Genomic DNA, 24,559 nt, shown 5'->3' with positions numbered 1-24,559 from the left:
GGCCTCAGAGCGCGTCCCTGAGCTCCCGCTTGAGGATCTTGCCGCTGGCGTTGCGGGGCAGCTCGTCCACGAAGACGACCCGCTTGGGCGCCTTGAAGTGGGCGAGCTTCTCGCGCGCGTGGGCGAGCAGTTCGGCCTCGGTGACGTCGTGGGCGCGGACCACGACGGCCGTCACCGCCTCGATCCACCGCTCGTCGGGCAGGCCGATCACCGCCGTCTCTGCGACGGCCGGATGCGTGTAGAGGGCGTCCTCGACCTGGCGTGACGCGACGAGTACGCCGCCGGAGTTGATGACGTCCTTCACCCGGTCGACGACGGTGAAGTAGCCCTCGCTGTCGCGCACGGCGAGGTCACCGGAGCGGAACCAGCCGCCGCGGAAGGCCTCCGCCGTCTCCTCGGGCTTGTCCCAGTAGCCGTCGCACAGTTGCGGTGAGCGGTAGACGACCTCGCCCGGTGTCCCGTCGGGCACGTCCTTGCCGGTGTCGTCGACGACCTTCGCCTCGACGAACAGGACGGGCCGCCCGCAGGAGTCCATCCGCCCCTCGTGCTCGTCGGGCCCGAGGACGGTGGCGAGCGGGCCGATCTCGCTCTGCCCGAAACAGTTGTAGAAGGCGAGTCCCGGCAGCCGCTCGCGCAGCCGTTCCAGGACGGGCACCGGCATGATCGACGCGCCGTAGTACGCCTTGCGCAGCCCGCCGAGGTCCCGGCCGGCGAAGTCGGGGTGCTGGGAGAGGCCGATCCACACGGTGGGCGGCGCGAAGAGGCTGTCGGCCTCGCCCGCCTCGACGAGGTCGAAGATCCGGGCGGCGTCGGGCGCGTCGAGGATCGTGCTCGTGGCGCCGACCGCGAGGTAGGGCAGCAGGAACACATGCATCTGCGCCGAGTGGTAGAGCGGCAGCGTGTGGAGCGGCCGGTCCGTGGCCTTGAGGTCGAGGGCGTGGATCGCGCTGACGTACTCGTGGACGAGGGCCCGGTGCGTCATGCGGGCACCCTTCGGCAGCGCCGTCGTGCCCGACGTGTAGAGCAGCTGGGCGAGGTCGTCGGCGCCCGGCCGCTGCCCGTCGTAGGGGGTGGCGGCCGGCAGCCGGGCCAGCAGGGAACCGTCCGCGTCGCGCAGCGCCAGCGTCCTGACGCCCTCGGGCAGCCGGCCCGCGAGGCCGGGGTCGGTGAGGACCAGCGCGCTGCCGGACTGCTCGACGATGTAGGCGAGGTCGTCGCCGGTCAGGTTCTGGTTGACGGGGACGTGCACGAGGCCCGCGCGGGCGCCGGCCAGGAACCCGATGAGGTAGGCGTCGGAGTTGTGCCCGTAGGCGCCGACCCGGTCGCCAGGCGCGAGGTCCAGGCCCCGCAGGACACCGGCCGCGCGCGAGACGGCCTCGTCCAGTTCCTCGTACGTCCAGGAGCGCGGCCCGTAGCGCAGGGCGATCCGCGCCGGGGTGCGGCGGGCGCTGCGCCGCAGTACCCCGTCCACGGTGCTGCCTGCCGCTTCTGCCGCCGGTGACGTCGTCATGGCGTGATCCTGTGCGCCCGCGGACGCCAGGTCAAGACGTGTGCGCACGGCCCTCGGCAGGCGACATACCGATTGGTACGCTCAACCGCCCCTGTCCCCGCTGCAGTTGGGAGCACGATGCGTATCCGGCTCAGACAACGGCGTCACACGGTCGCCGGGATCGCTCTGCTGACCGCGCTCACCACCACGGCCGCGCTGCCCCCGGCCGCCGCCGACCGGCACGAGCACCCTCGCGGCGACGGCCTGTCCGCCACGATCCGCTACACCGAGTACGGCATTCCGCACATTCTCGCCGAGGACTACGCGAACCTCGGCTTCGGCACCGGCTGGGCCCAGGCCGCCGACCAGGTGTGCACGCTCGCCGACGGGTTCCTGACCGTACGGGGCGAGCGCTCACGCTGGTTCGGCCCCGACGCGGCCCCCGACGGCTCGCTCTCCTCGGCGACCACGAACCTCGCCGGCGACCTGTACTTCCGTGGCGTACGCGATACACACACGGTGGAGAAGCTGCTCGCCACGCCCGCTCCGGCCGGGCCCAGCAGGGACGTCAAGGACGCGATGCGCGGCTGGGCCGCCGGGTACAACGCGTGGCTGAAGCAGAACCGCATCACCGACCCGGCGTGCAAGGGCGCGGAGTGGGTGAAGCCGGTGACGACACTGGACGTGGCGGCGCGCGGCTTCGCGATCTCGGTGCTCGGCGGGCAGGGGCGCGGCGTCGACGGCATCGCGGCCGCGCAGCCGCCGACGGCGGGCGCGCGGGAGCAGGCGTCACCGTCGCGGGACGAGATCGCGCACGCCGCGCGTGAGTTGTTCTCCCAGGAAGACTCCGACATGGGGTCGAACGCGGTGGCGTTCAGCGGCGCGACCACGGCGAACGGGCGCGGCCTGCTGCTCGGCAACCCTCACTACCCCTGGCAGGGCGGACGCCGGTTCTGGCAGTCGCAGCAGACGATCCCGGGTGAACTGGACGTCATGGGCGGCTCGTTGCTCGGCACCACGACGATATCCATCGGGCACAACTCCCGTATCGCATGGAGCCACACGGTCGCGACCGGCGTCACCCTCAACCTCCACCGGCTGACCCTCGACCCGTCCGACCCGACCGCGTACGTGGTCGACGGCAGGCGGGAGAAGATGACGAAGCGGACCGTGACGGTGCCCGTGCGGGGTGGCGCCGACGTGACCCGTACGCAGTGGTGGACGCGGTACGGGCCGGTCGTCACCTCGCTCGGCGCCCAGCTCCCCCTGCCGTGGACGGCGGGGACGGCGTACGCGCTGAACGACCCGAACGCGGTGAACATGCGGGCCTCCGACACCGCCCTCGGCTTCAGCAAGGCACGCTCGACGGACGAGGTGCTGCGGGCGCTGCGCCGGACGCAGGGCATTCCGTGGGTGAACACGATCGCGGCCGACTCCCGGGGCCACTCGCTGTTCACGCAGTCCCAGGTCCTGCCGCGCATCACCGACGATCTGGCGGCGCGCTGCTCGACGCCGCTCGGCAAGGTCACGTACCCGGCGTCGGGTGTCGCGGTGCTCGACGGTTCGCGCGGTGACTGTGCGCTCGGCCGGGACAAGGACGCGGTGCAGCCCGGAATCTTCGGGCCCGCCAGGATGCCGGTCCTCAAGGACGCCCCGTATGCGGAGAACTCCAACGACAGTGCCTGGCTGGCCAACGCCGACCGGCCGCTCACCGGGTACGAGCGGATCTTCGGGACGGTCGGCACCCCGCGTTCCATGCGGACACGCGGCGCGGTCGAGGACGTGTCGGCGATGGCGGACAAGGGCGGCCTGAAGGTCGCGGACTTGCAGAAGCAGCAGTTCGCCGACCGGGCGCCGGCCGGTGATCTGGCGGCCGCGGACGCGGCGAAGACGTGCGCGGACTTGCCGGGTGGCACGGCAACCGGCAGCGACGGCACGGCTGTTGAGGTCGGCCAGGCATGCCGCGTCCTCGCCGGCTGGGACCGCACCATGAGTACCGGCAGCCGGGGAGCACTGCTCTTCGACCGGTTCTGGCGGAAGCTGACGGCGACGGTCCCGGCGGACAAGCTGTGGAAGGTGCCGTTCTCGGCCGCCGACCCGGTACGCACGCCGCACACCCTCGACACGCGGCAGCCCGGTTTCGCGACCGCCCTCGCCGATGCCGTGGCCGAACTGCGGGGAGCGGGCATCCCGTTGGACGGAAAGCTCGGCGCGAACCAGTTCGTGGTGCGCGGCGACAAGCGGATCCCGGTGCACGGCGGCACGGAGTCGCTCGGCGTGTGGAACAAGGTCGAGCCGGCCTGGGACCCGAAGGGCGGCGGCTACACGGAGGTCGTGCACGGCTCCAGCTACATCCAGGCCGTCGGCTGGGACGGCGGGAGCTGCCCGGTGGCCCGCACGCTCCTCACGTACTCCCAGTCCTCGAACCCCGACTCGCCGCGTTACAACGACCAGACCCACCTCTACTCGCAGCGGAAGTGGGTCACGGAGCGCTTCTGCGAGAAGGACATCCGGCGCTCGCCCGCACTGAAGGTGGTGCGGGTGCGCGGCTGACGCGCACACGGGAAGCCGACGCGCACAGGGGAAGGGGAGGCCGCCACCTCCCCTCCCCCGTGCCCGACACCCGGGTCACATGACCCGGGTCCGGCCCTCCCAGTACGGGTCCCGCAGCCGCCGCTTGTAGAGCTTGCCGTTGGGATCACGGGGCATCGCCTCGATGAAGTCGACGCTCTTGGGCCGCTTGTAGCCCGCCAGGTTCCGCTCGCAGTGGGCGAGGAGCTCCGCGGCGAGCTCGGCGCCGGGCACCCGGCCCTCGGCGGCCTCCACCACGGCCTTGACCTCCTCGCCCCAGTCGTCGTGCGGGATGCCGAACGCGGCCGCGTCGGCGACGGCCGGGTGGCTCAGGAGCGCCGACTCGATCTCGGCGGGGTAGATGTTGACGCCACCCGAGATGATCATGTCGATCTTGCGGTCGCGGAGGAAGAGGTAGCCGTCCTCGTCGAGGACGCCGAGGTCACCGACGGTGAAGAAGTCGCCGATGCGGTTCTTCTTCGTCTTGCCCTCGTCCTTGTGGTACGCGAATCCGCCGGTGCTCATCTTCATGTAGACGGTGCCGAGTTCGCCCGGGGGCAGCCGGTTGCCGTCGTCGTCGAAGACCGCCAACTCGCTGATGGGCCAGGCCTTTCCGACCGTTCCCGGCTTCTTCAGCCAGTCCTCGGCCGTGGCGAAGGCGCCGCCGCCCTCGCTCGCCGCGTAGTACTCCTCGACGCAGTCGCCCCACCAGTCGATCATGGCGCGCTTGACGTGGTCGGGGCAGGGCGCGGCGCCGTGGATGGCGTGCCGCATCGAGGTGACGTCGTAGCGGTCCTTCACGTCCTGCGGGAGGGCGAGGAGGCGGTGGAACTGGGTGGGCACCATGTGTGTGTGAGTGCACCGGTGGGCGTCGATGAGACGCAGCATCTCCTGCGGGGTCCACTTGTCCATGAGGACGAGCCGGTGCCCGATGTGCAGGGCCGCGCCCGCGAACTGGAGCACGGCCGTGTGGTAGAGCGGCGAGCAGACCAGATGGACGTTGTCGTCGAAGGGCTTGATGCCGAAGATGCCGAGGAAGCCGCCGAGGTAGGACTCCTCCGGGAGCTTTCCGGACAGCGGGCGGCGGATGCCGCGGGGGCGGCCCGTCGTCCCGGACGTGTAGTTCATGACCCAGCCCAGGGTCCGCTCGTCCGGTGCCGACTCTTCTTGCCCATCCGAGAGTTCGGCGTACGGGCGGAACGTGTCGACGCTGCCGACGGCGTACCGGTGCGTCGTGGGCAGCACGGCCTCGTCGGCGGCGGCGCGTGCCTGCTCGGCGAAGCGCTCATGGGCGATCAGCACCTTCGCGCCCGAGTCGGCGACGATCCAGGCGATCTCCGGGCCTACGAGGTGGTGGTTGACCGGCACCAGGTAGAAGCCTGCCTGCGACGCGGCGAGGTAAGCGGTGAGGAACTCGACGCCGTTGGGAAGCACGACGGCGAACGCGTCCCCGCGCTTGAGGCCGGCCTCGCGGAGGCCGTGCACCATCTTGTTCGCGGCAGCGTGCAGGTGGCCGGCGGTCCATTCCTCGCCGTCCGGGGCGATCAAGACGGGGCGGGTGGAGTGGGCCGCGGCCTGGGCCCAGAAGCCGTTCGGGGGGGTCGGGTCGGGCATGGGGGGCGTTCCCTTCTGCGGGTCGGTGTGCCGGGGGCGGGTCCTGTGCCAGGTGCGGGTGCGGGTGCGTAGTGGCGGGTCGCGCAGTTCCCCGCGCCCCTGAGCGTGTGCCGTGTCCCGCCGTCTTGAAGGTGCGGCACCGTCGTGGTTGCTCGCGCAGTTCCCCGCGCCCCTGAGCGAGTGCCATCTCCCGCCGTCTTGAAGGTGCGGCACCGTCGTGGTTGCTCGCGCAGTTCCCCGCGCCCCCTTCGGCTTGCGGCTTCGCCGTAGCCTCGGCTATGAGGTGGCGCACGAAGTGCGCATCTCAGGGGCGCGGGGAACTGCGCGACCAGCCCCCACCGGGGCCGCAGACGCAATCCCTCCAGGGGCGCGGGGAACTGCGCAAGACGCCCGCAACGGCCGGCGCCCGGAGCGAACGTCACCGCCCCGCAACCCGGTTCACCCGATCGATCGCCCTCTCGAAACCCCGGGTCAACTCATCAAAAACCGCCTGCACGCTGCGTTCCTCGTTCATCCGCCCCACGATCTGCCCCACGGGAGTACCGAGCAACGGCTCGACCTCGTACTTCTGGATCCGGGACACCGCCTCGGCAACGAGCAGCCCCTGCAAGGGCATCGGCAGGGTCCCGGGCCCCGCCGGGTCGTCCCAGGCGTCCGTCCACTCCGTACGCAGCTGCCGCGCAGGCTTCCCGGTCAGCGCGCGCGAGCGCACCGTGTCGCCGGATCCCGCGGCGAGCAGCTTGCGGGTGAGGGCGGGCGAACTCAGCTCCGCTTCCGTGGTCGTCAGCCACACCGATCCGAGCCACACACCCTGCGCGCCGAGCGCGAACGCGGCGGCGGCCTGCTGCCCGCTGCCGATGCCGCCGGCGGCCAGCACCGGCAGCGGGGCGACGGCCTCGACGGCCTCCGGGGTGAGCACCATCGACGCGATCTCGCCGGTGTGGCCGCCCGCCTCATACCCTTGGGCGACGACGATGTCGATGCCCGCCTCGGCGTGTTTGCGAGCGTGCCGAGCGCTGCCCGCGAGCGCGGCGACGAGGACGTCGTGCTCGTGAGCGCGGGCGATGACGTCCGCCGGGGGTGAGCCGAGCGCGTTGGCGAGGAGCCCGATCGGGTAGTCGAAGGCGACGTCGAGCTGGCTGCGGGCGACCTGTTCCATCCAGCCGGTGATGCGCCAGCCGGACGCCTCGCCCTCGGCGAGTTCGGGCACGCCGTGCTTGGCGAGGGTGTCCCGGACGAACTGCCGGTGGCCCTCGGGGATCATCGCCTCGACGTCCGCCTCGCTGACACCCTCGACCTTCTTCGCGGGCATGACGACGTCGAGCCCGTACGGCCGGCCGTCGGCGTGCGCGTGCAGCCAGTCCAGGTCGCGGGTGAGGTCCTCGGGCGCCGTGTAGCGGACCGCGCCGAGCACGCCGAAGCCTCCGGCTCTGCTGATGGCGGCGGCCACCGCGGGGAACGGTGTGAAGCCGAAGACGGCGTGCTCGATCCCCAGTTTCTTGCTCAGCTCCGTCTGCATGCGCGCAGGATGCCGCAGCGAACCGGACGACGGAAGGGGTTTTCTGATGCAGCGTCAGATTTTTGACCGCCCGCGCGCCGGGTTCGCGATGGTTGACACGAGGCAGTACTGACATGAAAGTTTCATCCGTCCGGCGAGATCCCGAAAGATACTTTCAGGAGGACTGTTCATGAGCTCAGGGGACCAGGACAGATCACGGGGTGGCCTCACGCGGCGCCAACTGGGCAGCGCGGGACTCGCGTTGGGCGGCGCCCTGGCCCTCGCCCCGTTCCCGGCCGGCCCCGCGGCGGCCTCCGCGGGGAAGAAGGAGCGGCGCCGCCCCACCCTGCGCCGGGGCTCCCCCGAGCGCGCGGGCCTGCTCGCCGGCCACCTGCGTCAGCTGGTCGTGGACGCCGAGAAGTTCCTCGGGCCCTCCCCGAAGCACCCCTGGTACGCGGGGGCGGTGCTGCTCGCGGGCCGTGGCGGCACGGTGGCCCTGCACCAGCCCATCGGCAAGGCGGTGCGCTACTCGCGCTACGACGACACGACCGACACCGGTGTCGAGTTCCCCGCGGACCAGCAGATCGACATGGCCGAGGACACCGTCTTCGACATGGCCTCGGTGTCGAAACTGTTCACCTCGATCCTCTCCGTGCAGGAGATCGAGCGCGGCACCCTGGAGCTGGAGGCGAAGGTCGCCTCCTATCTCCCGGACTTCGCGGGCGCGGGCAAGCAGGACGTGACCATCCGTCAACTCCTGACGCACACCTCGGGGTTCCGTTCCTGGATCCCGCTCTACAAGGAACCCACGCGCGAGGGGCAGCTGCGGCTCATCTGGAACGAGGCGCCGCTCAACCCGCCCGGCACCACGTACCTCTACTCGGACCTCAACCTGATCTCGCTCCAGCTGGTCCTGGAGAAGCTCACCGGCAACACCCTCGACGTACTGCTGCGCGAGCGGATCACGGACCCGCTCGGGATGCGGCGCACCCGCTACAACCCGCCCGCCTCCTGGAAGCCGAAGATCGCGGCGACGGAGGACGCCCGCGCGCCGTGGTCGGGCCTGGACCGCGGACTGGTGTGGGGCGAGGTGCACGACGAGAACGCGTTCGGCCTCGGCGGTGTCGCGGGCCACGCGGGTGTCTTCTCCAGCGCCTGGGACCTGGCGATCCTCGGCCGGACGCTGCTCAACGGCGGGGTGTACGGCAAGGCCCGCATCCTCTCCGAGAAGTCGGTGGAGCTGATGTTCACGGACTTCAACACCGCCTTTCCCGGCGACGAGCACGGCCTGGGCTTCGAGCTCTACCAGCACTGGTACATGGGCGCGATGGCGACCCCGCGCACCGCGGGCCACACCGGGTTCACCGGCACCTCGATCGTCCTCGATCCGACGACCGACTCCTTCCTCATCGTGCTCGGCAACTCCGTCCACCCCGTACGCAACTGGCGCTCCGGCTCCGCGCCCCGGGTCGCCGCGGGCAACAACATGGCGCGCGCCGTCGCGGTACGTCCCGCGCACGGGCGCACCGCCTGGTTCTCCGGCATGGCCGGCGCCGCGTCGGCCACCCTGACCCTGCCGGACCTGCGCCTCACCTCGCCCGCCGCCCGCCTGACGTGCTCGCTGTGGTGGGACACGGAACCGCACTCCGACTCCCTCTCCCTGGAGGTCTCGACGGACGGCGGCTCGACCTGGAAGGCGCTGCCCTTCACCACGGACCGGGCCGACGAGCACGCGGCGGGCGCGGTGGACGGCTACGCGGGCCGCGTCTGGCACCGTCTCACCGCCGGCCTCGGCGACTTCGGCTCCGCGTCTACGCGCGTACGGTGGCGGTACACGACCGATCAGCTGTACGTGGGCCGCGGTGTCTACGTGGACGGCGTACGGGTCACCGACGGCCACCGGGTCGTCTTCGACGAGGCCCGCCCCGCCGACTCCTCGCGCATCGACGCGGTGGGCTGGACGGCGTCCCAGGACTGATCCGCCCCGAACCCGCCCCCGGGGCGCCCCGGGACGGGGTCAGCGGCCGAGCACCGCCATCGCGGCGTTGTGCCCGGGGATGCCGCTGACCCCGCCACCGCGCACCGCTCCCGCGCCGCACAGCAGTACGTTCGCGTGCGCCGTCTCCACACCCCAGCGGCCCGTGCCGTCCTCGGCGTACGGGAAGGACAGGGGGCGGTGGAAGATGTGGCCGCCGGGCAGGCGCAGGTCGCGCTCCAGGTCGAGCGGCGTCTTCGCCTCGATGCAGGGGCGGCCGTCGGTGTCCTCGGCGAGGCAGTCGGCGAGCGGCTCGGCGAGGTGCGCGTCGAGCTGGGCCAGGGTCGCCCTCAGGAGTTCGGTGCGCGCGGCGTCGTTGTCCTGCGCGAACAGGCGCGCGGGGGTGTGCAGCCCGAACAGGGTGAGGGTCTGGTAGCCGCGCGCGACGAGGTCCGGGGCGAGGATCGTCGGGTCGGTCAGGGAGTGGCAGTAGATCTCGGAGGGCGGCACGCTCGGCAGGTTCCCGGCGGCCGCTTCGGCGTAGGCGGTCGCCAACTGGTCGTAGCCCTCGGCGACATGGAAGGTTCCCGCGAACGCCTCGCGCGGGTCGACGGACGTGTCCTTCAGCCGCGGCAGGCGCTTCAGCAGCATGTTGACCTTGAGCTGGGCGCCCTCGGCCGGGGCGGGCGGGGTGTCCCCGAGGAGCCGGGCGAGGTCCTGCGGGGAGGCGTTGACGAGGACGTGCCGGGCGGCGACGGCGCCGACGCCCTCCTCGGTCCTGTACGTCACCTCGGCGCGCCGCCCGTCGGTCTCGATCCGGGTCACCTCGTGGCCGGTGACGAGGTCGGCGCCGGCCGCGCGGGCCGCGGCGGCGAGGGCGTCGGTGAGCGCGCCCATGCCTCCGACGGGCACGTCCCAGTCACCGGTGCCGTTGCCGATGACGTGGTAGAGGAAGCAGCGGTTCTGGGCCAGCGAGGCGTCGTGGGCGTCGGCGAACGTGCCGATCAGCGCGTCGGTGAGGACGACGCCGCGCACCAGGTCGTCCTCGAAACGCTCCTCGATGCCGACGCCGACGGGCTCCTCGAAGAGCAGCCGCCAGGCCTCCTCGTCCCCGACCCGCTCCCGCAGCGCGGCCCGGGTCGGCAGGGGCTCCGTGAGCGTGGGGAAGATCCGTTCGGCGGCGCGCCCGGTCGTCCCGTAGAACCGGTCCCACGCCTCGTACTCGCGCTCGCCGCCCGTCAGCCGGGCGAACGCCTCGCGCGTGCGCCCGGGACCGCCGCCGACCAGCAGCCCCGTCGGGCGGCCCCCGCGGACGGCCGGCGTGTACGAGGACACGGTCCGCTGCCGCACGGCGAAGTCGAGCCCCAGCTCGGCCACGATCTTCCGGGGCAACAGGCTGACCAGGTACGAGTACCGGGAGAGGCGGGCGTCCACGCCGGGGAAGGGCCGGGTGGAGACGGCGGCGCCGCCGGTCGCCCCGAGCCGCTCCAGGACGGTGACGCTGCGGCCGGCCCGGGCGAGGTAGGCAGCGGCGACGAGCCCGTTGTGACCGCCACCGACGATGACGACGTCGTACTGATCCAAAACAAGCCCCTCCAGTACAAGGTGGCCCCTCCGGCGATCGAGGAGCGGGGCCCGGGGCGGAGCCCCGCGACCTCAGCCGCGATTCTGACCCCGCTCCCGCAGCTCGGCAACACGACGGTACAACTCCACCGCCTCCACCCCCCGCCCCACCTGTTCCAGACAGTGCGCCTCGTCGTTACGGCTGGCGAGCGTGTCCGGATGCGCCTCCCCCAGCACCCGCTCCCGCGCGGCGGCCACCTTCCGGTACTCGGCCAGCGCGTCCTGCCACCGCCCCAGCCAGCCGAGCCCGACCGCGACCTCACGGCGGCTGACGAGGGTGTCGAGGTGGTCCTCGCCCAGGACCCGCTCGCGGATCGCGCACACGTCACGGGCTTCGGCGAGTGCCTCCTCCCAGCGGGCCATCCGGCCGAGATTGACGCCGAGGCCGTGCCGGGCGCGCAGTGTCTCGGGGTCGGTGGGGCCGCTGACCCGGGTGCGGTCGTCGATCAGGTCCCGGTAGAGCGTGAGCGCCTCCGCGCTGCGGCCGAGGCGGCCCAGGCTGATGCCCACCTCGTAGCGCGCGGCGAGGGTGTCCGGGTGGTCGGGGCCCAACGCCCGCGCCCGCGCCTCGGCCACTTCCCGGTAGGCCCGCAGCGCCTCGCTCCAGCGCCCCAACTGGCCCAGCGTGTAACCGACTTCGCACCGGGTGACGAGCGTGTCGGGGTGCTCGGGTCCGAGGACGCGGGCGCGCGCGTCGGCGACCTCGCTCGCCATGCGGTAGGAGTCCTCCAGTCGGCCGAGGCGGCTCAGGTTGAAGGCGAGGTTGTGGCGGCAGCGCAGGGTGTCGGGGTGCTCGGGGCCCATGGTGCGCTCGCGCGCCGCGAGGACCGAGGTGTAGACCTGGTGGGCCTCCAGGTGGCGGCCCAACTTGCCCATGACGTAGGCCACTTCCTGCCGGGCGCCGAGTGTTTCGGGGTGCTCGGGGCCGAGGGCGCGCTCACGTCCCTCGACGACGCGCCGGTACTCGCGCAGGGCGTCGGCGGCGCGTCCGGTGCGGCTCAGCGAGAAGGCGACCTCGTAGCGGCTGGCGAGGGTGTCGGGGTGGTCGGGGCCCAGGGCGTGCTCGCGCTCGGCGGCGACGGCGCGGTGCACCTCGCCGGCCTCGGCCCAGCGGCCGAGCCGGCCGAGGCTGAGTCCCGCGTGGTGCCGGGAGGCGAGCGTGGCGAGCAACTCCGGAGCGGGAGTGGGTCGTTCGGCACGCTCGGGCGGGGTCGCGCGGGCATCGGCGGCGGGCCGCGGGATCCACTCGCCGGACAGTCCCGCCGCCGAGTCGGGCGGGGCCAGGCGCAGCCCCGCGCCGCCGGTGGCCTTGTGCCCGGTGGTCATGCCGCGCGTCCACGACGGCAGGCGCGGCTCGCGGGAGAGCGGCTCCCCGGCGACGACGCGGGTGTCCGTGCGCGGTTCGACCTGCGGGGCCCGCACCGTGGGCACGTACGCCCCGCGTCCGAGGCGTCCGCCGGCGAGGCGGCGTCCCAGTTCCCGTGCGTCGCCCGGCCGTTGCCCGGGGTCCTTGGCGAGCAGGTCGAGGATGATCTGTTCGACGTACGCGGGCAGTTCGGGGCGGTGGTTGCGCGGTGGCTCGGGCGGGGTGTCGCGGTGTCCGACGAGCACGGCCCAGGCGTCGTCGAGGTCGAAGGGCGGCGCGCCCGTGGCGATCTCGTACAGCACGCAGCCGAGCGAGTACAGGTCGCTGCGCTGGTCGACGTGGGTGCCGCCGATCTGCTCGGGTGACATGTAGTGCGGGGTGCCCATGGCGACGCCGGTGCCGGTGAGGCGGGCGGTGAAGCCGATGTCGTGGCCGAGCCGGGCGATGCCGAAGTCGCAGATCTTCGCCGTGCCGTCGGCGAGCCGCACGATGTTGGCGGGCTTCAGGTCGCGGTGCACGATGCCCTGTTCGTGCGTGTAGGCGAGGGCTGCGGCGACCTGCTCGGCCATGTCGACGATGTCGTCGACGGGCAGCGGGTGGTGCCGGTTGTCCTCCAGGAGCTGGCTGAGGTTCCTGCCCTCCAGGAGCTCCATCACCAGGTACAGGATGCCTTCGTACTCGCCGAAGTCGTGCACGACGGTGACGCCGCGGTGCTGGAGCGCCGCCGCGACCCGGGCCTCCCGGCGGAAGCGCTCGCGCAGCACGCGGGTGAACGACTGGTCGCGCTGGGGTCCGAGCGGCTTGAGGCACTTGACCGCGACGTGTCTGCCCAGTGATTCGTCGCGGGCGCGCCACACCTCGCCCATCCCCCCGCGGCCGATCTGGTCGAGCAGCCGGTACCTCCCGTGGATCAGCCGGATGTTCCTGGTTTCCCCCAGCTCTGGCATGTCCCGCTGTCGCCCCCGTCGCCTCGCCGCACCCTCCCCCGGCCCAGTATGGCTACCCGTCTGCCGACTTTGTAGGGTGCCGGGCGGGCCGCGGGGCCGAGTCGCGCCATGGCCCGCAGGATGTGTTTCGGGGGCAGTTGCCAGCGCACACGGTCGGGGACACAGCGCAGCACCGTGCCCGTGGCGCGCAGGCGGCGGGTGACGACGGCAGGGGCGGGGGCGCGTCGGCCGTACAGTTCGTGGGCGTACGGCGGCAGGGAGGCGTACGCCAGATCGGCCACCCGCCGCCACAGGAGCTCGCGCGCCGGGACCAACAGGGCGTGGGTGGGCGGCCGTTGCAGGAAGTCGTCGACGACGCGGGCTTCGGGACCGGCGGCGAGCTCGGGCCGTACCCCTTCGAAGTACGCCGCCAACTCAACCACACTGCCCGGCACTTGCTCCGGGTCGAGGCCGACCAGGCGGGCACTGGTGCGGTGTTCGGCGATGTACCGGTCGGCCTGCGCCCCGGTGAGACAGAAGCCCGAGCGCCGTGCGACGTGCAGATAGGAGTCGATCTCGGCGCAGTGCACCCACAGCAGCAGTCCGGGCTCGTCGACGCCGTACCGCTCCCCCGTGTCCGGGTCGGTGGCCGTCAGGCGGCGGTGGATCCCGCGGACCCGGGCGCCCGCCTTCTCGGCCGCCTCCCCGGTGCCGTACGTCGTCGTCCCGACGAAGCTCGCGGTGCGCATCAGCCGTCCCCAGGCGTCGCGCCGGAAGTCGGAGTTCTGCATGACGCCGCGCACCGCGCGCGGATGCAGCGCCTGTAGGTACAGGGCCCGGATGCCGGCCACCCACATCATGGGGTCGGCATGCATCTGCCAGGTCACCGAGTCGGGCCCGAAAAGCCCCGGATCCGCCGCGCCCGCCTGCGCCACCCAGGCCTCCCAGCCTTGCCGTGCCCGACATCACCAGCCTGGACGCGGCATGCCGTGGGTTCAGCGGCGCACCCGCGGCATGCCCAGGCCGATCCAGGAGATGATCTCGCGCTGGATCTCGTTGTTGCCGCCGCCGAAGGTGAAGATGACGGCGGAGCGGTAGCCGCGCTCCAGTTCGCCGTGGAGCACGGCGCCTGCGCTGCCCTCCTTCAGGGCGCCCGCCGCGGCGACGACCTCCATCAGCCAGGCGTACGCGTCACGGCGTGCCTCGGAACCGTAGACCTTGACGGCGGAGGCGTCCTGCGGCGTGAGGGTGCCCTCCTGGACGGCGTTCACCATCTGCCAGTTGAGGAGCTTCATCGCGTCGAGCTTGGTGTGGGTCTGCGCGAGCCGCTTGCGGACCCAGCCGAGATCGATGACGCGCCGTCCGTCGGCGAGCTTGGTCTCCATGGCCCAGCGCTGGACGTCGTGCAGGGCGCGGATCGCCATGGTGCCGTGCGCGGCGAGGGTGACGCGCTCGTGGTTGAGCTGGTTGGTGATCAGCCGCCAGCCCTTGTTCTCCTCGCCGACGCGGCGTGAGAGGGGGACGCGGATGTTCTCGTAGTAGCTGGCCGTGGTGGAGTGCGAGGCGAGGGTGTTGATGACCGTGCAGGAGTAGCCGGGGTCGGAGGTCGGCACGAGCAGCATCGTGATGCCCTTGTGGGACGGGGCGCCCGGATCGGTGCGCACCGCGAGCCAGACCCAGTCGGCGGTGTCGCCGTTGGTCGTCCAGATCTTCTGGCCGTTCACGACGTAGGAGTCGCCGTCCCGCACGGCGCGGGTCTTCAGGGCCGCGAGGTCGGTGCCCGCGTCGGGTTCGCTGTAGCCGATCGCGAAGTCGAGCTCGCCGGAGAGGATCTTCGGCAGGAAGAACTCCTTCTGTTCGTCCGTACCGAACCGCATGATCGTGGGACCGACCGTGTTGAGCGCCATCAGCGGCAGCGGCACGCCCGCCTGGGCGGCCTCGTCGAAGAAGAGGAACTGTTCCATGGGTGTCAGGCCGCGGCCGCCGTACTCCTTCGGCCAGCCGACCCCGAGCCAGCCGTCGGAGCCGAGGCGGCGCACGGTCTCGCGGTAGAAGCGCTTCTGGGCACCCGGGTCCTCATAGCGCGCGTACGCGTTGTCGGGGACGAGGTCGGCGAAGTAGGCGCGCAGCTCGGTGCGCAACTGCTGCTGCTCAGGCGTGTATGCGAGGTGCACGGCCCCTCCTGGCGGTCAACTGGGCGGCGTCGGCGTGGCGTTGCCGGGCACTGACGGCGCACACAGTAGAACTCGTTCCAGAAATAGGGAATGCCGGGGACAGATCGGCCGAGCCACACGAACCGGCCGCCGCCGGCGCGTCAGTCGAGGATCGCCAGGAAGTCGGTGCAGGCCCGGGCGCAGGCACGGCTCTGCTCGGCGCAGTCCGCGGCGTCCGGCAGACCGTCGCAGACGTGCGCGCACTCCAGGGCGACGGCGCGGCACCACTCGACCTGGAGCCGCAGCCCGTACTCGTCCTGGTGGGCCTCCTCCGACAGCAGGCGGCACGTCGCGTCGCAGACCTCGATGCACAGCAGCAGGGAGCGCCGCAGTCCGTGCCGCAGGCCTTCCCGCTCGGAGTCCCACGCCGACATGGGGCGTACGGGACCGTGTGCGGGCGGGGCAGCGGGCCCCGGTTCGAGGGCGCTGACGCGCAGGGCGCCGGCGCGGGCGCAGTCGGTGCAGGCCTGTGCGCAGGCGAACCGGGCCTCGAGGAAGCGGACCAGGGTGTCCTTGGGCGGGTCGGTCGTCAAAGCGGGGTCAGCGGCCTCTGTGGTCTCGGCGCGGAGGTGCGGGTGCTTCGCCAGGGGGGTCACCGGCCCGGCTCCTTTCAGGGAACGTCTGATCCGGTGCCGAGTAGCCGCATCGCCGATGGCCAAACCGGCACGACGGCGCCTGCGCGATCAAACCGCGTGCGGGAGGCGGCGCGTGGGGTCACTTCCGGCGCACCCCGCGCGCCCGCACGCCCCGCACCATCCGGCCGAACGGCGTACGAGGGCCGGTTCCACACTGTCCGGCCAGGGGCTTCGCCTCCGGGGGCGCCTGGTTTACGCCGTCACCGGCCCGGTTACTGGAAGTCCCTGCCGGAGCGCGGCCCGCGCTCCGCTCGCCGCAGGCCCACATGCCGCGGCGTGCATCCGCAACCACCCCTCACCTTCTGCGAGTTGACAAGTGACAGAGCCCGAGAAGTCCGGTACGCGGGAGGACCGCAAGACCCGTCTGACGGTTCTGGTGGCTCTCTCCGCGAATCTGCTCATCGCCGTGGCGAAGGCGATCGGCGGCCTCATCGCCGCGTCGCCCGCGCTGCTGTCGGAAGCGGCGCACTCGGTCGCCGACAGCCTCAACGAGGTGTTCCTCCTCGCCGCACTGCACCGCAGCCGCCGGCCCGCGGACCGCCGGCACCCGTTCGGCTACGGCAAGGAGCGGTTCTTCTGGTCGCTGCTGGCCGCCGTCGGGATCTTCGTCATGGGCGGTGCTTCTCCTTCTTCCAGGGCTTCGAGGCACTGACGGGCCCGGCCACCGAGGAGTCGCCTTCGGGCTACGTCGCCGGCCTCGTGGTCCTCGGCGTGGCGCTGCTGGCGGAAGGTGCCTCGCTGATCCGCGCCGTCCTCCAGGTCCGGGCCCAGCCCGGCAAGGGGATCGGCTCCGACCCGGCGCTGCGCACGGTCCTCGCCGAGGACAGCACGGCGGTGCTCGGCGTGCTGCTCGCCGCGGGCGGCATGGTGCTGCACATGGTCACCGGCGACATCGTGTGGGAGGCGTCGGCGTCCCTGGCGATCGGCGCGCTGCTGGTCTACGTCGCGTACCGGCTCGGCAAGAGCGCCCGCGAGCAGCTGATCGGCGAGGCCGTCGACCCGGAGCTGCGCAGCGGAATCCTCGAACTATTGGACGCCCAGCCAGAGATCGACTACGTGGCGGCACTGCACACCATGCGTCTCGGCATGGACTCGACGCTCGTCGCGGCCCGCGTCGATCTGACCCCCGGCATCGACAGCGAACGCCTGGAGCTGGTCAGCGAGCGCATCAAGGGCACCATCCAGGACACCTGGCCCGAGGCCGACCAGGTCTTCCTGGACGTGGTGGAAGTCCCCCTGCGCGTACGCGAGTGACGGCGGCGGCCGACTGATTCGGCAAAGGGAACACGGGTACTAGCGCAGCCATGCGAACGCCGGCCGCACCGGTCGGCAGGGGAGGTCCGATGAGCCAGGTGGAAGCGGCGGTGCTGGTGTTCGACTGTGCGGAGCCGGAGGAACTCTGCGAGTTCTACCGGGTCCTGCTCGACGGGGAGATCCAGCCGCCGGACGGCGGCAACCGCGTCGAGCTCGTCGGGGCCGGCGGCACCCGGCTGGCGTTCCGCCGTGATCTCAACGCCGCCCCGGCGAGCTGGCCCCGCCCCGACGACTCGCAGCAGGCCCATCTGGACCTGCTCGTGGCGGCCGAGCACCTGGACGAGGTGGAGCGGCAGATCGTCGGGCTCGGCGCCCGGCCGCTGGAGACGCGGGGCACCAAGGGCCGCACCGAGACCCGCCTGTACGCCGACCCGGCCGGCCACCCGTTCTCCTTGCGCAGCGCGGAACACCTCCCGAAGCCCAAGGCCCACTGACACCGGCCGCGAAGTCCCGGAAATGGCCGGTTTCCCGTACCGGAACGCCAGGGGGGCGTGAAACGTGCGCCGGTCCTCTGACGTAGGGCGTCAGGAGGACCGCGTGGGGTACTCGCAGGGACACGGCCGTCGGTCCGGCTCCACGCCGGGGACCGCCCAACTCGGTGTCTCCGGCGTCCACTTGGCGCATTCTGCGCATCCGTGATCGCACGTGGGCGGCAAGGGGCCGTCTGCATAGCCGTCTACAAGCCGAATCAGCCCGTACCTGTCCGAGGAGAGGTCCGATCATGAGCACCCGCCCGCGCGCGCCCCACCCCGCGGAGACCAACCACGAGGTCAGGGGCCGCGTCCGCACCTGCCGCCCGGCCCGCCGCGACGGACGCGACGCCGCCGAACCCGAGGCCGAGCGGGATCCCGACTGGAATCTGGTGCGCGGAGAGGATTGAGAGCCCCTTCCACCGCCCGTGTTCCGGCATATGCTGTCGTTGCCGACATGGGGAGGCACACGGCGATGCCCACCGCTGCACGGCCCAAGGTCCTGGTCGTCGACGACCGCGAGGACACTCTCTTCGCGATGGAGAGCGCTCTCGCACCGCTCGGTTACCCGGTGGACCGGGCGAGCACCGGCGACGACGCCCTCAAGGCGGTCCTGCGCGGCGGAATCGCGGTGGTCCTCCTCGATGTACTGATGCCCGACGTCAGCGGCTTCGAGGTGGCCCACTACATGGCGCGCCTGGAGCAGACGCAGGACATACCCATCATGATGATCACCGGCGCCGGCCAGGACCCCGCGCTCGCCGTCAAGGCCTTCGAACTCGGCGTCGCCGACTACGTCGTCAAACCCATAGAACCGTGGGTGATGCGGACGAAGGTCCGCTATCTGTACGAGACGAGCCTGCGTCTGCGCGCCTTGCGCGAGCGCCTGCGTGCGTACGAGAGCGAGGGCGAGAGCGAGGACCGCTCCACTCCCCCGTTGCCCGGCTTCCGGGACCATCCCCTGTCACGGCCCGCCTGACCCTCCTCCACCCCCGGTGTCGATGGTCACAGCCGATCGGGGACACACCCGCTCCATGTGGTTGTACAGTACAACTTGATTAAGGGTTGTATAAGCCAACTTTACGGATCGACCGCCTGGAGGTCCTGCCCATGTCCGCCGACCACCGAGCACTGCGCCACGTCCTGACGCATCTGCTCACCCCGCTCCTGATGTGTGTCGGCATGGGCCTGGCCTACCTCGGCGCCTTCGCGGCGCCCGAGCCGCACCATCTGCCCGTCGCCGTCGTCGGTTCCGGGCCCGAGGCGAAGGCCTTCGCGCAGACCGTGAAGGACAAGGCGGGCGACGCCCTCGACGTGCGGACGCTCGCCACCCGCGCCACGGCCGTCGACCAGCTCAGGACACGGCACATCGACGGCGCCTATGTGCTCGGCAGCGAGGTACCGGAGCTGATCGTCGCCTCGGCGGGCTCCGACACCACGGTCTCCGTCGTACAGAAGATCTTCACGCCGGTCGCCGCGGAGCAGGGCGAGCCGCTCAAGGTGACGGACGTGGCCCCGACTGTGTCCGACGACCCGACGGGACAGGGTCTGTTCTTCCTGCTCGTCGCGTTGAGCATCGGCTCGTACGCGTCGGTCGCGGTGCTGGGCGGTGCGGGCGCCGCGCTGCGGATGCGGGCACGCGCCCTGCTCGTGGTCGGCGTTTCCGCGGTGGTCAGCCTCATCGGCGCGGCGTTCGCGGGCCCGGTCTTCCACCTCGCGCACGCCGGCCTGTGGGGCGTGTGGGGCATGGCCTGGGGGTACTCCGCGGGGATCCTGCTGATCGGCGTCGGCCTGCACACGTTCCTGAAGCGGTGGACGACGCTCGCCGTGATGGTGCTGTTCGTGATGCTCAACTTCACGAGCTCCGGCGGTGTCTTCCGCCCCGAGCTGCAGAACGGGTTCTTCGGCAGCCTGCACGCCTTCTGGAACGGCGCCGGCTTCGTCGAGGGCGCCCGCAGCCTCCTGTACTTCGACCACTACGGCCTGGGCCGCTACGTGTGGACGCTGGTGGCGTGGCTCGCGGTGGGCGCGGTCGTGTTCACGGTCGCGGCGCTCGCCGAACGCCGGCAGCGGCGGGCACTCGCCGCCGCCACCGCCCCGGCCGGGGACGACGAGCAGGTGGAGGAGGAGTTGGAGGAGGCGGTCGGCGTCTGAGCCCGGGTGCGAAGACAGGCCCTCACACGCCGCGCGGCATCTTCCTGGCCCGGCCGCGCAGCATGAACGCCTCGACGATCTCCACGACGCCCATCGCCACCAGCCAGCAGCCGCCGACGAGGGTGAGGACGGCGACCGACTCGAACGGCGAGACGATCAGCACGATGCCGGCCATGGCGCTGACGATCCCGAGGAAGATCTGCCAGCCGCGCGCGGGCATCGCGGGGTCGGACGCGGCCGCGGCGGTCTGGGTGATGCCGCGGAAGAGCCAGCCGATGCCGATCCACAGGGCGAGCAGCAGGATCGACTGCATCGAACCGCGGAAGCAGAACAGACCGAGCAGGATCGAGACGGTGCCGCTGATGAACGCCATCACGCGCAGCCCCGTCGTCACATGGGTGCCGAACGCCGTGACCAGCTGGAAGACACCGCTGATCACGAGGTAGAGGCCGAACAGGATGCCGGCGGCCCACAGGGAGGCGCCCGGCCAGACGAGGACGAGCACCCCGAGGATCAGCGCGGCGACGCCCGCCAGCAGGACCGCCTGCCACGCGGCATCGACGAGTCTGCCGAGCGGGCCCTCGGGACGGCGCGGGGTTTCCTCCCGCTCGGTGCTCCGGTGCGTGCTCTGCGGTTCGTGCGGTGCTTGGGTCATGTCCGACTGTTCCCACCGGGCCCTCTCGGCCGCCACCGGGATAGGGCCGAACGGGTGACGTGGGGCGGGCGCGACCCGACGGTCGGGACCGCACCGACCCGGCGATCACCGCCTACGCAAAGCGCGCGAAAGCAGCACAATGGGCGCATGACCGCAAACGCCGCGCCCGGACCGTTCCCGACCCGTCGCGTCTACGATCCGCCCGCCCCGCACGACGGCACCCGCCTGCTGGTCGACCGCATGTGGCCGCGCGGGATCTCCAAGGAGCGGGCCGCCGTCGACGAGTGGCTCAAGGACATCGCACCCTCCAAGGAGCTGCGCTCCTGGTACCACGAGGACCGTGAGGGGCGGCATGCGGCGTTCGCCGAGCGGTACGGCGCGGAGCTGGCCGAGCCGGAGCGCGCCGATCTCGTCGATCATGTCCGCGCGCTGGCCCGGCGGGGCGCCGTCACGCTGGTGACCTCGGTGAAGGACGTCGAGCACAGCCACGTACCTGTGCTCGTACGTCACCTCGAAGAGGCCACCGAAGAGTCCTGAGACCTGCTCCGGAGACCTTGTCTAGGCGGCCAGGCACATGGTGCCGCGTCCCTGGGCGCCTGTCGCGCCCGCCCCGAGCACGGTGGCCGCGGTGACGGAGACGGGCCTGCGGAACCGGGCGACCCGTGCCAACTCGCTCTGCGCGAGCGACAGTACGTCGCCCAAGCCGAGGCCGAGCGCGCCGGCCGCGGCGGCGAGCATCTCCGACGACGCCTCCTTGCGGCCCCGCTCCACCTCGGAGAGGTAGGGCATGGAGATCCCCGCGACGTCGGCCACGTCCTGCAAGGTCCGCCCCTGGTCCCGGCGTCGGCGGCGCAGCACGTCCCCGACGACATGCCGCCACAGCGGTTCCTGAGCGGCGACGGGACGGGGCCTGGGGGTCTCGTGGTTGCTCATCGGCCCAGGTTACGACGGGGCAGGCGCACGGCAACCGGGCTTCGCCCAGGGCGATATCGGCGGCCGCGCCGCTCACCGCGTACCCGTGGAGGACGTCTTCAGGAGGCGCGCGGACGCTCCCAGTCGCACGGCGGCGAGGGGAAGGCGTGCGCGTCGTGCTCCTTGAGGGCCAGGCTCACGAGGCTCAGCAGCAGCTCCACGTCCGTGTCGCACTCCAGGAGCACCGTGATCCAGGAGGCGCCCGGATGGACGCGGATGGCGCTGTTGTGCCGCAGTTGGGGAAGGAGTCGCTGCACCGCCGTCGAGGTGAGATACAGATCGGCGCAGTCGTCGGCGTGGAAATGAATGAGTTCGTGGCCTGCCGCGCCGAAGGCGTGCCCAACCGAGCACCGGGGCGGGCCACTTACCAGGTTCGGCCATGTCCCGAGTTCGGTCATGGCGCGCTGGGCCGCGGTCATACCTCCATCCTGGCGCACGCTTCACCTGGAGGACCACCCCCGGCAACCCCCGCTTCCCTACCTGTCGTCCGCCCGCTCACACGCCGTCGACTGCCGTGTCGCCGTACGTCACAGAGGCCCCCGGAGGCGGCCCGTGTCCGCATGCAGGCTCGCTGGGGAACGGGCTTCAGCTCACCGGGCCCGAAGCCTGATCCGAGGCGCCCGCGGCCCGGGCGGCGCGGCGCTCCAGGACGTCCAGGACGCGCCTCCCCCAGCGCAGGTACTCCTCCTCCAGCGCGATGCCCCCGAGCAGCGTGAGGTAGGGGCCGACGCGCTCCCCCTCGGCGAGGAACTCGTCCTCGCCGAGCCCGCCGAGCAGATGCCGGCGCACCCGCTCGTAGCGGGCGAGCTTGCCGTGCGCCCAGGTCATGCGCTCCTCGACGTGCTCGCGCACCGCGCCGAGGTCGCCGACGTCGGCGGCCTGCACCTTGACCATCAGCTCGTCGCGCATCGCCATCGGCTTCGGCTGCTTCGCCGTGAACGCGGCGAGATCGGCGCGGCCCTCCTCGGACAGCGTGAACATCCGCTTGTTCGGCCGCCGCTCCTGCGGCACGACCCGCGCGTCGATCAGCCCCTCGGCGGCCAGCCGGTCCAGCTCGCGGTAGAGCTGCTGCGGCGTCGCCGCCCAGAAGTTCGACACCGACACGTCGAAGATCTTCGCCAGGTCGTACCCGGACGCCTCGCCCTCCAACAGGGCGGCCAGGACGGCGTACTTGAGAGACATATGGACACCTTACCGTGAGGCGATTATTCTCCTCCGCACCTATTCAAATAGTTGTCTATGAGGAGCGAGGTGGCGTCCATGCATCCCTTCCGCGCTGCGGTGGAGAAGGGCGATCTGGCCGCGGTCGAGGCCATGCTGGCGGAGAACGTGCTGTTCACCAGCCCGATCGTGTTCAAGCCGTACCCGGGCAAGGCGATCACCGCGGCGATCCTGCGCGGTGTCACGCGGGTCTTCGAGGACTTCCGCTACGTACGCGAGATCGACAGCGCCGACGGGCGCGATCACGCACTGGTCTTTGAGGCGCGGGTCGGCGACCGGCAGATCACCGGCTGCGACTTCCTGCACTTCGACGAGGACGGCCTGATCGACGACTTCATGGTGATGGTCCGGCCGCTGTCGGCGGCGCAGGCGCTGGCCGCGGCGATGGGAGCGCAGTTCGACCGGATCGATCAGGAGGCGGCCGGCGCCTGACGGGCCGCCGGCACCGGGCGACGGCCACCGGCTCAGCGCAGGTCGTCGTCCCCGGCCGGGTCGCACAGCTCGAAGACGACTTCCCCCGAGTCGTTGTGGGCGCCTCGGGCGGGGCGCACCGCGGCCCCCACCCACACCATGTGCGGGGCCGTGCCCACGATCCGGCAGGGCACGACGAAGTCCTCGGGAAAACGGACCATCGATTCGTTGCGCGCCACTCCGGTGCCACGGTTCACGACGCGGGACTGCACCACGATGCCGGGCCCCGTGCTGTGCTCGGTCTTCAGGTCGCTCGACGCACAGACCGGACACAGCAGCCGCCGGAAGGACGAGGTACCGCACCACCGGCACCGCTGGTAGACGAAGCCCGCATCGGCTTCCGCGGCCGGCGCCATGACGCCCGTACCGCCCCTGGACATCCCGGATATCGCTGACATCACTCGGTCTCCCCGCGCTCGTCCGCCGCGTGCCGGGCTGCCGCCGCGGCACCTTCGCAGCGTATGACACTGAGTGCCGCCCGGTAAAGACACCGAGTACCCCTCAAGGCGGAGTCAGTCGTTCCTCAGCGCGGATTCGACCTGCTGGATGACGCGCCACATGGGCGCGCCCTTGGTGGCGACCATGACGACGACCTCTTCGTCCGTGGCTGCCGGGGCCGGCGCCGCCTCCGCTTCGCCCCACACCCGCCGTACGAGTTCGAGGGCCCGGTCCACGGCCTGTTCGGCGTCGCCCTCGCCCCCCGAACGCAGCCAGGTGCGCAGCGCGTTGTTGTGCGCCGCGACCACGGAGGCCGCCACGACCTCGGCGCGCAGGGCGCCGTCGTCGGCACGGTCCCAGCGTCGGCGCAGATAGCCGGCGAGCGTCCGCTCATAGCGCCGCACGACGGACAGCTCGTAGGTCCGAAGCCCCGGCACCTCCCGGGTCAACCGGTAGCGCTGCACGGAGAATTCGGGGTTCGCGGCGTACATCCGCAGGACGAGCCGCGCCCCGCCGCAGACCACGTCCACGGCGTCCCGCTCGTCGCTCGCGGCGTCCAGGAAGCCGGTCATGTCGGCCAGGCAGCTCTCGTGGTCCGGGAAGACCGCGTCCTCCTTGGACGGGAAGTACCGGAAGAACGAGCGCCGTCCGACACCGGCCCGCGCCACGATGTCGTCCACGGTCGTCCGCTCGAACCCGCGCTCCAGGAACAGCTGGAACGCCGCCTTCGCGAGCACCTCCCGCATGGGTGCCTTCTTCGGTGCCCCGTCGACCTCGCGCGCCTCGCTCATGCCGGGAACGTAACACTGCGAAGGCCGTTTTGGCACTACGTACCTTGCGAGAGGGAACTGAGTGCCATACGTTGGCGTCCGTAGGCAGTCCAGGACGCTCTGAGCGAGGAGAGCCGGCGTGAGCTTGAGGATCGTTGTCACCGTGAAGTACGTGCCCGACGCC

The 24,559-nt window shown here is 71.8% G+C and carries 22 protein-coding genes and 1 pseudogene; 9 read left to right on the top strand and 14 right to left on the bottom strand.

The window, feature by feature from the left end:
- Window positions 1-4: 4 nt before the first annotated feature.
- Window positions 5-1,510 (bottom strand): acyl-CoA synthetase, encoded by a 1,506-nt coding sequence (locus ABD366_RS12265; protein WP_324769479.1) that lies wholly within the window; start codon window positions 1,508-1,510, stop codon window positions 5-7.
- Window positions 1,511-1,627: 117 nt separating this feature from the next.
- Here ABD366_RS12265 and ABD366_RS12260 point away from each other — a divergent pair, with 117 nt between their 5' ends.
- A complete protein-coding gene (locus ABD366_RS12260) occupies window positions 1,628-4,042 on the top strand; it encodes a penicillin acylase family protein (RefSeq protein ID WP_324769478.1) in 2,415 nt (804 codons plus the stop codon).
- Between the two features lie 75 nt (window positions 4,043-4,117).
- Here ABD366_RS12260 and ABD366_RS12255 read toward each other — a convergent pair whose 3' ends face one another.
- Together ABD366_RS12255 and ABD366_RS12250 are read right to left on the bottom strand one after the other, a co-directional pair.
- The gene (locus ABD366_RS12255) at window positions 4,118-5,674 is read right to left on the bottom strand and encodes an acyl-CoA synthetase (RefSeq protein ID WP_324769477.1); all 1,557 of its coding nucleotides are present in this window, start codon (window positions 5,672-5,674) and stop codon (window positions 4,118-4,120) included.
- 418 nt (window positions 5,675-6,092) lie between these two features.
- A complete protein-coding gene (locus ABD366_RS12250; protein WP_324769476.1) occupies window positions 6,093-7,193 on the bottom strand; it encodes an NAD(P)H-dependent flavin oxidoreductase in 1,101 nt (366 codons plus the stop codon).
- Window positions 7,194-7,362: 169 nt separating this feature from the next.
- On the opposite strand from ABD366_RS12250, the gene ABD366_RS12245 reads away from it, so the two are divergent.
- Window positions 7,363-9,150, top strand: a complete 1,788-nt coding sequence (locus ABD366_RS12245; protein WP_344441663.1) for a serine hydrolase domain-containing protein — start codon at window positions 7,363-7,365, stop codon at window positions 9,148-9,150.
- 39 nt (window positions 9,151-9,189) lie between these two features.
- Here ABD366_RS12245 and ABD366_RS12240 read toward each other — a convergent pair whose 3' ends face one another.
- From ABD366_RS12240 to ABD366_RS12220, 5 genes are all read right to left on the bottom strand, one after another.
- The gene (locus ABD366_RS12240) at window positions 9,190-10,731 is read right to left on the bottom strand and encodes a phytoene desaturase family protein (protein ID WP_324768176.1); all 1,542 of its coding nucleotides are present in this window, start codon (window positions 10,729-10,731) and stop codon (window positions 9,190-9,192) included.
- 72 nt (window positions 10,732-10,803) lie between these two features.
- A complete protein-coding gene (locus tag ABD366_RS12235; RefSeq protein ID WP_411293675.1) occupies window positions 10,804-13,083 on the bottom strand; it encodes a serine/threonine-protein kinase in 2,280 nt (759 codons plus the stop codon).
- Window positions 13,047-13,937 carry an oxygenase MpaB family protein gene (locus ABD366_RS12230; RefSeq protein ID WP_324768181.1) on the bottom strand — a complete coding sequence of 297 codons (891 nt, stop codon included), beginning with the start codon at window positions 13,935-13,937 and terminating at the stop codon, window positions 13,047-13,049. Before ABD366_RS12230 ends, ABD366_RS12235 begins: the two co-directional genes overlap by 37 nt.
- A gap of 120 nt (window positions 13,938-14,057) precedes the next feature.
- Entirely contained in the window at window positions 14,058-15,236 is a 1,179-nt protein-coding gene (locus ABD366_RS12225) for an acyl-CoA dehydrogenase family protein (RefSeq protein ID WP_324768174.1), read from the bottom strand.
- Between the two features lie 140 nt (window positions 15,237-15,376).
- Entirely contained in the window at window positions 15,377-15,808 is a 432-nt protein-coding gene (locus tag ABD366_RS12220) for a four-helix bundle copper-binding protein (protein ID WP_324768180.1), read from the bottom strand.
- A 418-nt stretch (window positions 15,809-16,226) separates the two neighbouring features.
- Between ABD366_RS12220 and ABD366_RS12215 the strand changes: the two are divergent.
- From ABD366_RS12215 to ABD366_RS12195, 5 genes and pseudogenes are all read left to right on the top strand, one after another.
- Window positions 16,227-17,164 (top strand): annotated as a pseudogene (locus tag ABD366_RS12215) (cation diffusion facilitator family transporter).
- 89 nt (window positions 17,165-17,253) lie between these two features.
- Window positions 17,254-17,658, top strand: a complete 405-nt coding sequence (locus tag ABD366_RS12210) for a VOC family protein (RefSeq protein ID WP_324768173.1) — start codon at window positions 17,254-17,256, stop codon at window positions 17,656-17,658.
- A gap of 287 nt (window positions 17,659-17,945) precedes the next feature.
- A complete protein-coding gene (locus ABD366_RS12205; RefSeq protein WP_324768172.1) occupies window positions 17,946-18,104 on the top strand; it encodes a hypothetical protein in 159 nt (52 codons plus the stop codon).
- 65 nt (window positions 18,105-18,169) lie between these two features.
- Entirely contained in the window at window positions 18,170-18,673 is a 504-nt protein-coding gene (locus tag ABD366_RS12200; RefSeq protein WP_324768171.1) for a response regulator, read from the top strand.
- A gap of 131 nt (window positions 18,674-18,804) precedes the next feature.
- Window positions 18,805-19,848 carry a hypothetical protein gene (locus ABD366_RS12195; RefSeq protein ID WP_324768170.1) on the top strand — a complete coding sequence of 348 codons (1,044 nt, stop codon included), beginning with the start codon at window positions 18,805-18,807 and terminating at the stop codon, window positions 19,846-19,848.
- Window positions 19,849-19,870: 22 nt separating this feature from the next.
- Here ABD366_RS12195 and ABD366_RS12190 read toward each other — a convergent pair whose 3' ends face one another.
- Complete coding sequence (locus tag ABD366_RS12190) at window positions 19,871-20,503, bottom strand: HdeD family acid-resistance protein (RefSeq protein WP_324768169.1); 633 nt, start codon at window positions 20,501-20,503, stop codon at window positions 19,871-19,873.
- Between the two features lie 147 nt (window positions 20,504-20,650).
- Here ABD366_RS12190 and ABD366_RS12185 point away from each other — a divergent pair, with 147 nt between their 5' ends.
- Window positions 20,651-21,040: a DUF488 domain-containing protein gene (locus ABD366_RS12185; RefSeq protein ID WP_324768167.1), complete on the top strand. Its 390-nt coding sequence runs from the start codon at window positions 20,651-20,653 to the stop codon at window positions 21,038-21,040.
- Between the two features lie 21 nt (window positions 21,041-21,061).
- Here ABD366_RS12185 and ABD366_RS12180 read toward each other — a convergent pair whose 3' ends face one another.
- The 3 genes from ABD366_RS12180 to ABD366_RS12170 form a co-directional block, all read right to left on the bottom strand.
- Window positions 21,062-21,436, bottom strand: a complete 375-nt coding sequence (locus ABD366_RS12180) for a helix-turn-helix transcriptional regulator (RefSeq protein ID WP_324768166.1) — start codon at window positions 21,434-21,436, stop codon at window positions 21,062-21,064.
- A 98-nt stretch (window positions 21,437-21,534) separates the two neighbouring features.
- Window positions 21,535-21,894 (bottom strand): luciferase domain-containing protein, encoded by a 360-nt coding sequence (locus ABD366_RS12175; protein ID WP_324768165.1) that lies wholly within the window; start codon window positions 21,892-21,894, stop codon window positions 21,535-21,537.
- A 166-nt stretch (window positions 21,895-22,060) separates the two neighbouring features.
- The gene (locus tag ABD366_RS12170; RefSeq protein WP_324768163.1) at window positions 22,061-22,657 is read right to left on the bottom strand and encodes a PadR family transcriptional regulator; all 597 of its coding nucleotides are present in this window, start codon (window positions 22,655-22,657) and stop codon (window positions 22,061-22,063) included.
- Between the two features lie 78 nt (window positions 22,658-22,735).
- Between ABD366_RS12170 and ABD366_RS12165 the strand changes: the two genes are divergently transcribed.
- Window positions 22,736-23,128 carry a nuclear transport factor 2 family protein gene (locus ABD366_RS12165; protein ID WP_324768162.1) on the top strand — a complete coding sequence of 131 codons (393 nt, stop codon included), beginning with the start codon at window positions 22,736-22,738 and terminating at the stop codon, window positions 23,126-23,128.
- A gap of 32 nt (window positions 23,129-23,160) precedes the next feature.
- On the opposite strand, the gene ABD366_RS12160 is transcribed toward ABD366_RS12165, so the two are convergent.
- Entirely contained in the window at window positions 23,161-23,565 is a 405-nt protein-coding gene (locus ABD366_RS12160) for a Zn-ribbon domain-containing OB-fold protein (protein ID WP_411293674.1), read from the bottom strand.
- Between the two features lie 114 nt (window positions 23,566-23,679).
- The gene (locus ABD366_RS12155) at window positions 23,680-24,396 is read right to left on the bottom strand and encodes a TetR family transcriptional regulator (RefSeq protein WP_324768160.1); all 717 of its coding nucleotides are present in this window, start codon (window positions 24,394-24,396) and stop codon (window positions 23,680-23,682) included.
- Window positions 24,397-24,559 lie beyond the last annotated feature (163 nt).

Source organism: Streptomyces kunmingensis (assembly GCF_039533535.1).
Taxonomy (GTDB): Bacteria; Actinomycetota; Actinomycetes; order Streptomycetales; family Streptomycetaceae; genus Streptomyces; species Streptomyces kunmingensis.
The sequence above is the reverse complement of the archived record's forward strand: the minus strand, read 5'-3'. Positions and strand labels throughout refer to the sequence as shown.